This window comes from Streptomyces sp. E2N166 (genome assembly GCF_003671715.1).
Lineage (GTDB): Bacteria > Actinomycetota > Actinomycetes > Streptomycetales > Streptomycetaceae > Streptomyces > Streptomyces thinghirensis.
Genome location: NZ_RAIF01000006.1, coordinates 1,138,662 through 1,147,199 on the forward strand (window position 1 = coordinate 1,138,662; position 8,538 = coordinate 1,147,199).

Below are 8,538 nucleotides of genomic sequence, written 5' to 3' on the forward strand. Positions count from 1 at the left end.
GTTCGGCGCGGCTCTCCGCGGCGGCGGCCTCGCGTGCGTGCTCCGTGGTCCGGAGTGCCGCCTCACGGGCGGTGTCCCAGGCCGCGACGGCCGTCTTCTCGGCGTCGCTGGCCGCGAGGGCGGCGCGGGCGGGGTCGGCGTCGGGCGTGCTGTCGTCGAGCCAGCCGGCGCGGACCGCCTCGGCGGTCTCCTGCTCGACCTCGGTGAGGCGCTGGCGCAGGTGCCCGGCCTCGCTGCGGGCGCGCTGCGCCTCGGTGGCGGCGGTGGTGGAGTCCCGGTGGGCGGCGTCGCTGACCTCTTGGAGGGAGGCGGACCGCTCCTCCTCCTCGTTGGCGTGGTGCTCGGCCCTCCCGGCCGCCGCGTGCAGGGCGCGGACGAGTTCGACGGCGGCCTTGGCGCGGGCGGCGAGCGCGGGGGCCGCGTCCCGCTCGGCCTCTTGGATGGCGGCGGACACGCGGGCCACGCGGTCGGCGGCGGCGCGGTGGCGCAGCACGGCCTCGGCGGCCTGCCAGGCGGAGTGCAGGGTGCGCGCGTCGGCGAGTTCACGCTTCTGCGCGGCGGCCGACTTCTCGGCTCCGGTCAGGGCCAGTGAGGCGTGCCGGTAGGCGAGTTCGGCGGCGATGAGGGAGCTGCGGTCCCGGGCCGACTCGGCGTGCGTGACGGCGTAGGCGGCGGCGGTGACCCGCTGGGCGAGGTCGCCGGCGCGGACCCGCTCACGGGTGCCACGGGCGGAGAGCCGGCGGGCCAGGGTCCTGGTCCGGCGTTCGGCGGCGGTGTGGATGTCCCGCGCGCGGGTGCGGGCGTCGGCGGCGTCGACGATGCGGCCGAGGAGATCGACGGACCCGGCGGTGAAGTCGCGTTCGGCGATCAGCTCGGCGCGCCGTCCGAGCTTGTTGCCGAACCCGCTGACCAGGTCGGCGAGTCCGTCGGTGTCGCGGGTGTCGGTGACGGCGCGCAGCAGCAGGTCGGTGAAGTCGGAGTCCTTCTTGACCGCGAAGAGGCCGGCTGCCTCGCCCTCGTCGGCGTTCATCTCGCGCTGGTAGCGGAAGAGTTCGGGGTCGAGACCGAGGTCGCCGAGGTGCTCGATCCAGCGGTCGTGGATCTCCTCCCAGTGCACCTCCAGGTGCGGGTAGGCCTTGCCGGCCTCGGTGATGGCGTCCCGGAAGCCCTTCATGGTGCGGCGCCGGCCCTGCGCGCCGGAGACGCCCTCGACGGGCGGGCGTACGGCGGTGGCCTCGGCGACGGGCAGGTTGTCCAGGGTCATTCCGGGGCCCGGCCGGAAGGAGTACCAGGCTTCGGCGAACTTCCGCGGGTCGCCCGAGACCTGGCGACCACGCCACTCGCTGGCCTTGCCGACGACGACGCACTCGCCGGTCTGCACGTGCTGCCACTCCAGCGCCACGTGTCCGCAGTCGTCGGCGAGCAGGAACTTGCGCAGCACGCCGGAGCTGGCGCCGCCCAGGGTGTTGCGGTGGCCCGGCAGCATCACCGAGAAGATCAGCTTGAGCAGGACGGACTTGCCGCCGCCGTTCTCCAGGAAGAGCACGCCGGCCGGCGCGGGCCGGCGCGGCGGACCGACGGGCTCCTCCTCGAAGAACTCCGCCTGCGCGGGCGCGGGATCGGGCACGGGCTCGCCCACACCGCGCAGGTCAAGCACGGTGTCGGCGTAGCGTGCACCGGCGGGTCCGATGGAGTAGAGGCGGACCCGGGACAGCTCGTACATGGCGGACTCTCGTAAGTCTTCGTGAAAGTGGGGGTGCTGGGGGCGTAAGCGGTTGTCAGGAGGAGTGGAACGGCAGGCCGGCGTCGGCGACCAGTTCCAGGTCCTCCGTCTCGTCGGCGGGCAGCAGGGTCGCCGTGCCGTCGGTCACCGGGACGACGCCCAGGTCCAGCAGCTCGGCCATTGCGGCGCTGCCCGCCATGTCGCGCACCTGGAGCTGGTAGCGGGCCGTCGTGCGGTAGGTGCCGCCGTTGTCGTCGCCGGTGCGCTGGAGGAAGCCGGACTCGGTGAGGAAGGCGGCGGCCTTGCCGACGATGCCGGTGGTGGAGCCGGGGAGTCTGCGCGCGTCCTTGGTCGCGCCGGTCGCGCTGCGTCTGACCCAGATCCGCCAGGCCGACTCCAGGCCCGGGGCGTCGGTGGCCGGGTCGGTGTTCTCGCCCTGTTCCTCGGCCCGCTCCTCCAGTCGTCGGCAGGCCTGGCGGACGAAGGCGTCCACTCCGTTGACGGTGACGCGGCCGATGTAGCCGTCGTCGGCGAGGTCCTCGGGGCGCGGGTAGGCCATGGCGGCCACTGCGAGGTGGGCCAGTCCGTGCAGGAAGCGGTCGCCGGCGTCGGTGGCGGCACGGCGCGCGTAGTCGCCCATGCGGACGGCGAACACCGAGTCCTCGGCGGCGGTCACGGCCATTCCCGCGCGGGGGGACACTTCCAGGACGATCAGTCCGAGGCCGGCCGCCACGGCGTCGGCGAGCCGGGCGAAGGGCGGGTCCTCGCGGTAGCGGCGCAGCAGGTCGGCGTACTCCTGGTCGCGCGCGGGCAGCAGCTTGGGCTGGAGGCCGAAGGCGACGAGCCGCGCCGCGTCGGCGGCGTCGGCGGGCGTGACGGCCGCGGTGGCCGGTGCGGCACCCGCCTCCGGTTCGCTCCGGTCGACGTGCTCGGTCACGGTCGGTACTCCTTGCTGTGCTGGTGCTGGTGCTGGTGCTGTTGCTGCTGGCGCTGGTGCTCGCGGGTGAGGTCGCGGGAGCCGGTCATGCCGCCTCCGTGCGGTCCGCTGCCATCCCGGCGGCGTCCAGCAGCGCCGTGCCGACGACGAGGTCGGCGCCGCCGAACTCGGGGTCGTCCAGTTCGGTGCCGTCGTCCACGGCGAACAGGAGCTTCGGTTCGCCCTGGCGGTATGCGGTGCCGACGGGCGGACTGGCCGCGTGGACGGCGAGCAGCGCGACGAGGTACGGCAGCTCGGGGTCCTGGGCACGGGCGTCGGCCAGCAGCCCGGACAGCCGGCGCGGGGCGTCGTGCGGCAGGTCGAGCAGCTCCATGGCCGCCGCGAGCTGCTCCTCGCTGAAGCGGCTGTCGTCCGGGGTGGCGATCAGGTCGGGTTCCGGCATCTCGGCGCCCAGGTGCTCCCGCTCCACGGGCGGGGTCAGGAGGATGTCGACGAGGTCGCCGACCCGGACGGAGACGGGCGTGCGCATACCGGTGCCGCGGGCGAAGAAGGCGTCGGTGACGCGGAGCGCCCGCTCCAGGGGCAACGGCAGGACGGGCGCGACGAGATGGCCGTACAGGTCCAGGCCCGAGGTGGTCAGGGGGGTGGCGAAGGCCTGCCGGTCCTGTTCGGCGCGGAAGAGCGGGCCTGCCTCCAGGAGGCGGGACTGGAGCTGGGTGTGGCGGCGGATGCAGTCCTTGACGATGTCGACGAGCTCGGCCGCGCGGCGCTTGTGCTCGGGGTCCTCGGACTCGTCGCGCGCCTTGCGGATGTTGGTGAGGATCGCGTTCTCGTGGCGGTACCGGTCGGCGACGTGGTCGAGGGCCTCGGCGATCATGTCGGGGACGGCACTCAGCCAGTCCACCGCGCGGACGTTGCGCCGGGTGGCGTCCAGGGCCCTGCGGAGGGTCTCCGAGTACTGCACGGTCCGGTACCGGGCCTGCTCGGCGGCGAGTTGGGCGTCGGCGAGCCGGCCGCGGCTGATCAGCACCTCCAGCTTGACCTCGGCGGCGATCTGGGCGCTGGTGACGTCGGTGTCCAGGGCGCCGACGAGGACGTTGACCGCCTCGTCGGTGGTGCGGAGGTAGACGGTGCCGCCGGGGCCCGGAACCTCCTCCAGGAGCTTGAAGTCGTAGTCGCGGCGCACATAGGTGCCGTCCGGCCCGAAGGTGCCGTACACCGCGCGGAAGCCGCGGTCGACGCTGCCGACGTTGATCAGATTCTCCAGGACCCAGCGGGCCACCCGCTCGTGCTCGGCGGCGGGCCGGGCCGGTGCCTGGGCGGCGACGCGCGGGATCAGCCGGGCCACTATCTGGTCGTGGTCGGCGCCCGTGTCGAAGTCCATGTTCAGCGTGACGAGGTCGATGGCGGAGAGGGCGACCTCCGCCATGCCGTACACCGAGTACTCGCCCGCGAGGTTGGCCTTGCGCGCGTCGAGGTCGTGCAGCGGCGCCGTGCAGGCGAGCGCGCGCAGCCGCCGCGCCAGCCCCTCGTCGGCGGCCGGGCCCGGGGCAGGGCGCGGCCCCGCGCTGAGCTGGGGCGGAACGCTGTCCGTCGATGCAGGCGAAGTCACGGTGCACAGACTAGGTCCTCGGTCTGACAACGACCCAAACGACGCAGATGGGCCCCGACGCGACAGGCTTCGCAGGCGGCCCGCCCCGGTTCGCGGTCCAGCCGGCGGTGGCCCCGTGGTGTCGTTCGGATCCTGCCGGGGTCGCGCGGCCCGGCACGCACATCCGCGGCGTTGTCGTCGGTCGCCGGGGCTCCGCCCTGGCGCCCTCCGCCGCCTCGCAACCGCACGCACCGGACCCCGCTCGGGGTCAGTCGCACGGCACCGTCGCCAGGAGCCGGCCTGATCCGAACGACACCCCCCGACTGGCCCTCGTCGCCGACCCCCCGGCTAGCCCTCGTCGCCGACCCGCCGGAGGTAGACCTCCACGACGCGCTTCAGCGAGTTCTCGAGGTAGACCGCGAGCAGCCGCTCCGCCGTCTCCCGCTCGCCGCTCTCCAGCGCCGCGAGGATCTCCGCGTTCCGTGCGATGTACGGCTCGTGCAGGCGCCTCGGGTCGTCCACGACGTGGAAGGCGAGGCGCAGTTCGGCGAAGACGCTGCGCATCAGCTCGTCGGTGCGTTCGCTGCCGGCGAGGGCCACCAGTTCCCGGTGGAAGTGGATGTTGGCCGTGCCCACAGCTTTCCAGTCACCTTCGCGGGCCGACCGGCGTCCGTCCTCGACGGCCCCGGCGAGTCCCATCAGGCCGTACGGCGGCTCCCCGAGGCCCCGGACTACGGCGCATTCGACGAGGGCGCGGGTGCGGTAGATGTCCTCGACGTCCTCGACGGTCAGGACCCGGACGAAGACGCCGCGGTTCAGCTCGTGGATGAGCAGGCGTTCGTGGGTGAGCAGCCGGAACGACTCGCGCAGTGTGTTCCGGGAAACGCCGAGCGCGCCACCGATGCTGTCCTCCGACAGGCGGGTCCCGGGCGGGAAGTAACCCTCGGCGATCCGGCTCCTGAGAATGTCCGAGACCCGCTCGGCGGTGCTGGTCCGCCCGAGGAGGGCGCGGTCGTCGGCCAGTCCCGTCAACTGCTCTGCCATGCCCGGAATTCAATCGCAGATACCAGAACGAAACAACATGGGTATTGAGGGATCGTTGAACGATCCTCTACGGTGCCATCAAGTGACGACACGGCGTCCGCTCCCCCCACCCACGCCGCCGCACCGACCGGCTCAGTCTCGACAAGCACCCTCCGTCCTCCCACTGCGAGGTGCCCATGAGCACAACCCCTCCACCGCAGGCCCCGTCCGCCGAGACCCGTCCCACCGGCGCGGGTGAACACCCGTCGGACAACGGCCCGTTCGGCTGGCTGCGCGCCCTCGGCCCGCGGGGCCGCCGCGCCTTCGGCGGCGCGTTCGGCGGCTACGCCCTCGACTCGTACGACTACTTCACGCTGCCGCTGACCATGGTCGCGCTGGCCGCGTACTTCGGCCTGGACAGCGGTCAGACCGGTCTGCTCACGACGGTCACGCTGGTCGTCTCGGCGATCGGCGGCGCCCTCGCGGGCGTCCTGGCGGACCGCGTCGGCCGGGTCAAGGCACTGCTGCTCACCGTGATCACCTACGCCGTTTTCACGGTGGCCTGCGGTTTCGCGCCCAACTACGAGACGCTGCTGGTCTTCCGCGCCCTCCAGGGCCTGGGCTTCGGCGGCGAGTGGGCGGTCGGCGCGATCCTGGTCGCCGAGTACGCGAGCGCCAAGCACCGGGGCCGTACCCTCGGCGCCATCCAGAGCTCCTGGGCGGTGGGCTGGGCGCTCGCCGTGGTCGTGTACACGCTGGTGTTCTCGCTGGTCGGTGACGATCTGGCGTGGCGCGTGATGTTCTGGACCGGCGCGCTGCCCGCGCTGCTCGTGGTCTGGGTGCGGCGCAGCGTCCACGACGCGCCCAAGGCCGCAGAGGTCCGCGGGAAAGGCGCGGGGAAGGGTTCGTTCGCGGCGATCTTCAAGCCGGGTACGGCCGACTCGCCGGGCCTGCTGCGCGTCACGCTCTGGGCGAGCCTGCTCTCCACCGGCGTCCAGGGCGGCTACTACACCCTTGCCACCTGGGTGCCGACGTATCTCAAGGACGAGCGCGACCTGTCGGTCGTCGGCACCGGCGGCTACCTGACCTTCCTCATCTCGGGCGCCTTCATCGGCTACCTCACCGGCGGCTACCTCACCGACCGGCTGGGCCGCAAGCGCAACATCTGGCTCTTCGCGCTGCTGTCGGCGCTGTGCATCCTGGCGTACGCGAACATCCCCAGCGGCGCCAACACCCTGCTCCTGGTGCTCGGTTTCCCGCTCGGTTTCTGCATGTCGGCGATCTTCAGCGGCTTCGGTTCGTACCTGAGCGAGCTGTATCCGACGGCCGTACGCGGTGCCGGCCAGGGCTTCACGTACAACACCGGACGCGCCGTGGGCGCCGTGTTCCCGACCACGGTCGGCTTCCTGGCCGACAGCTGGGGCGTGGGCGGCGCGCTGGTCTTCGGCGCCATCGGCTACGGCATCGCGGCGCTGGCTCTGCTGGGGCTGCCCGAGACGCGCGGAAGGGAACTGGCATGAAGCACTCGCACCACGTGTCCGGAGACCGGCCGATCGTCCTCGTCGACGAGCACGCGCGCGCGTGGAGCCCGAAAGCGGCCCGCTCCCGCGTCCGAGAAGGGCTCACCGGCCCCACGGCCGGAGTCTCGGCCGGCCACACCCAGGCCAACCTGATCTCGGTGCCCGCCGACTGGGCGTACGACATGCTGCTGTTCTGCACCCGCAACCCGAAGCCCTGCCCGGTCCTCGACGTCACGGACGCCGGGTCCTGGACCACCGCGCTCGCCGACGGCGCCGACCTGCGCACCGATCTGCCGCGCTACCGGGTGTGGCGGCACGGCGAACTGGTGGACGAACCGACGGACGTACGCGCGCACTGGCGGAACGATCTGGTGTCGTTCCTGATCGGCTGCAGCTTCACCTTCGAGTGGGCGCTGACCGCGGCCGGCGTCCCGATCCGCCACGTCGAGCAGGGGCGCAACGTCCCGATGTACGTCACCGGGCGGCAGTGCCGTCCGGCCGGGCGGCTGCACGGGCCGATGGTGGTGTCCATGCGCCCGGTGCCGCCCGCTCACCTCTCGGCGGCGATCCGCGAGACCAGTCTGCTCCCCGCCGTGCACGGCGGCCCGGTGCACTGCGGGGACCCGTCGGCGGTCGGCATCGACGACCTGGGCCGGCCGGACTTCGGCGACCCGGTGGACGCCGGGCCGGACGACATCCCGGTGTTCTGGGCGTGCGGAGTGACTCCGCAGGCGGCGGTCATGGCCTCGCGTCCGCCCTTCGCCCTCACCCACGCGCCGGGGCAGATGTTCCTCACCGACGCACGGGACGAGCAGTACCGCGTCGCCTGATCCCGGGATGTCCCGAGACAGGCCGGAAACCGGAGACACTGGAGACATGACCTCGATCGACCTCAACGCCGACCTCGGCGAGGGTTTCGGCCGCTGGCGGCTCACCGACGACGCGGGCCTGCTCTCGGTCGTCACCAGCGCCAACGTGGCCTGCGGCTTCCACGCCGGGGACCCGGTCACCATGCGGCGGGTGTGCGCGCTGGCGGCCGAGCGGGGGGTGACGATCGGCGCCCAGGTCTCCTACCGGGACCTGGCCGGCTTCGGGCGGCGCGCGATGGACGTGCCGCCCGCCGAGCTGGCGGCCGAGGTGGCCTACCAGGTCGGCGCCCTGGAGGTGTTCGCACGCGCGGCCGGCACCCGCGTGGCCTACGTCAAGCCGCACGGCGCGCTGTACAACCGGGTGGTGCGGGACGCGGAGCAGGCCGCGGCGGTCGTCGACGGTGTGCTCCTCGCGGGCGGCGCGCTGCCCGTGCTGGGGCTGCCGGGCTCGCGCCTGCTGGAGCTGGCGGGGCGGGCCGGGCTGCCGGTCGTCACGGAGGCGTTCGCCGACCGCGCGTACACCGACGAGGGCACGCTCGTGCCGCGCGGGCAGGAGGGCGCCGTGGTCGCCGACCCGGACGCCGTGGTGGAGCGCTCGGTGGGTCTGGCCGTCTCCGGCACGGTCACCGCCCGCTCCGGGGCACGTGTCGAGGTCCGGGCCCGCTCCCTGTGCGTGCACGGCGACACGCCCGGCGCGGTGGAACTGGCCCGCCGGGTCCGGCAGCGGCTGGAGGCGTCGGGCGTCCGCGTGGAGGCCTTCGCATGAACGTCCTGCCGGTCGGCGACGACGCCCTGCTCGTCGAGGTCGCCTCGGGCGACGAGGCGGAGGCCCTGCACGCGGAGCTGCTGCGGCGCCGCGCGGCGGGCACCCTCGC

The 8,538-nt window shown here is 73.4% G+C and carries 6 protein-coding genes and 2 pseudogenes; 4 read left to right on the forward strand and 4 right to left on the reverse strand.

Annotation, left to right across the window (positions count from 1 at the left end):
* The 4 genes and pseudogenes from EBH09_RS05510 to EBH09_RS05530 all read right to left on the reverse strand — a co-directional run.
* Positions 1-1,723, reverse strand: a pseudogene (locus tag EBH09_RS05510) (hypothetical protein); the annotation flags it as partial.
* 55 nt (positions 1,724-1,778) lie between these two features.
* Positions 1,779-2,660 carry a hypothetical protein gene (locus tag EBH09_RS05515; RefSeq protein ID WP_121745837.1) on the reverse strand — a complete coding sequence of 294 codons (882 nt, stop codon included), beginning with the start codon at positions 2,658-2,660 and terminating at the stop codon, positions 1,779-1,781.
* Between the two features lie 85 nt (positions 2,661-2,745).
* Positions 2,746-4,272, reverse strand: a complete 1,527-nt coding sequence (locus EBH09_RS05520) for a hypothetical protein (RefSeq protein ID WP_121745838.1) — start codon at positions 4,270-4,272, stop codon at positions 2,746-2,748.
* A gap of 327 nt (positions 4,273-4,599) precedes the next feature.
* A complete protein-coding gene (locus EBH09_RS05530; RefSeq protein WP_121745839.1) occupies positions 4,600-5,295 on the reverse strand; it encodes a GntR family transcriptional regulator in 696 nt (231 codons plus the stop codon).
* Positions 5,296-5,471: 176 nt separating this feature from the next.
* Here EBH09_RS05530 and EBH09_RS05535 point away from each other — a divergent pair, with 176 nt between their 5' ends.
* From EBH09_RS05535 to EBH09_RS38605, 4 genes and pseudogenes are all read left to right on the forward strand, one after another.
* Positions 5,472-6,794, forward strand: a complete 1,323-nt coding sequence (locus EBH09_RS05535; RefSeq protein WP_121745840.1) for an MFS transporter — start codon at positions 5,472-5,474, stop codon at positions 6,792-6,794.
* The gene (locus EBH09_RS05540; protein WP_121745841.1) at positions 6,791-7,624 is read left to right on the forward strand and encodes a putative hydro-lyase; all 834 of its coding nucleotides are present in this window, start codon (positions 6,791-6,793) and stop codon (positions 7,622-7,624) included. The genes EBH09_RS05535 and EBH09_RS05540 overlap by 4 nt, the downstream gene beginning before the upstream one ends.
* Before the next feature lie 46 nt (positions 7,625-7,670).
* Complete coding sequence (locus EBH09_RS05545) at positions 7,671-8,429, forward strand: 5-oxoprolinase subunit PxpA (protein WP_121745842.1); 759 nt, start codon at positions 7,671-7,673, stop codon at positions 8,427-8,429.
* Positions 8,426-8,538: pseudogene (locus EBH09_RS38605) on the forward strand (allophanate hydrolase subunit 1); the annotation flags it as partial. The gene EBH09_RS05545 and the pseudogene EBH09_RS38605, both read left to right, overlap by 4 nt.